Here is a 1,123-nt window from a genome sequence, read left to right as displayed (position 1 = left end):
ACGTCCCGAATGCGAGTGCGAAGAACGGCACCGATAGCCCCCAGACGGTGTTGAGCCAGCCAAGTGACTGGATTGTCAAAAAGTTCGGCACCATCGTCGCTTCCCATGGGACCATCATCGTCGCGAGGAAAAGCATGAAAATGAGCCCTTTTCCTTTAAAGTCGATGAAGACGAATGCGAATGCCGCAAGACTCGACAAGACGACCTGCCCGATCATCACGAGAAGCGCGACAATCAGACTATTCATCAAATACGTCATCATCGGGATTCGTTCGAACGCGGCCAGGTAGTTCTCAAATGACGGGTCGCGTGGGAGCAGATGCCCCTGGAGTACTTCCTTACCGTCCATCAGACTGATCGAGAACGCATAGGCGATCGGGAACAGCATGACGACGGCGCTCAAGACGAGTAAGACATATACGCCTACATTCCGTAGTCTCATTGGTAATGCACCTTCCTTTCGACAAGTTTGAATTGGAGCCATGTCAACAAAAGGACGGCGATAAATAAGAGCACGGCTTGTGCACTGGCGCTCCCGACGTTATAGTTGATGAACGCGTCTTTATAGATGGCATAGACGATGACGTTCGTCGCATTCGTCGGTCCGCCTTTCGTCAACAAATCAATCTGTCCGAACGTCTGGAAGGCATTGATGAGCGAGATGATGCCGACGAAAAAGAGCGTCGGGGACAACATCGGGATTGTGATGGAACGAAGTTGCGTCCAGTAGTTCGTCCCCGCAATATCCGCACTCTCGTATAGCGTCCGGTCGATGTTTTGCAGACCACCGAGAAGAATCAAAAACGTGAAGCCGATGTTCATCCAAACGGTCGCGATTGAAACGGATAGGAGCGCATATTGCGGGTCTAGAAGCCACTGTACGCCGCTGGCACCGATTGCTTCGAGGAACCGGTTGAAGATCCCAATCGACGGGTTGTACATGAACATCCAAATGACCGATGAGGCGGCGACACTCATCCCCATCGTCGCCGAGAAGGCTGTTCGGAAGATGCCGATGCCTTTCAACTTCTCATTGGCGAGGAGTGCGAGGCCGAGTGCAATCAGAATCGTCAGCGGGACCGTCAAGAGGACAAATCCGACCGTCGCCTGAATGCTTTGCCAA

At 52.6% G+C, this 1,123-nt stretch carries 2 protein-coding genes; both read right to left on the bottom strand.

Features of this window, described 5'->3' with window-relative positions:
* Nucleotides 1-442 (bottom strand): carbohydrate ABC transporter permease (locus ON063_RS14600; protein ID WP_274665619.1); only part of this gene is annotated, 442 nt, incomplete at its 3' end.
* Nucleotides 439-1,123 (bottom strand): carbohydrate ABC transporter permease (locus ON063_RS14595; protein WP_274665618.1); only part of this gene is annotated, 685 nt, incomplete at its 5' end. The genes ON063_RS14600 and ON063_RS14595, both read right to left, overlap by 4 nt.

The organism is Exiguobacterium sp. B2(2022) (genome assembly GCF_028823655.1).
Classification (GTDB): domain Bacteria; phylum Bacillota; class Bacilli; order Exiguobacteriales; family Exiguobacteriaceae; genus Exiguobacterium; species Exiguobacterium aestuarii_A.
Note: the sequence above shows the minus strand (reverse complement) of the source record. Positions and strands in the feature narration are given on the sequence as shown.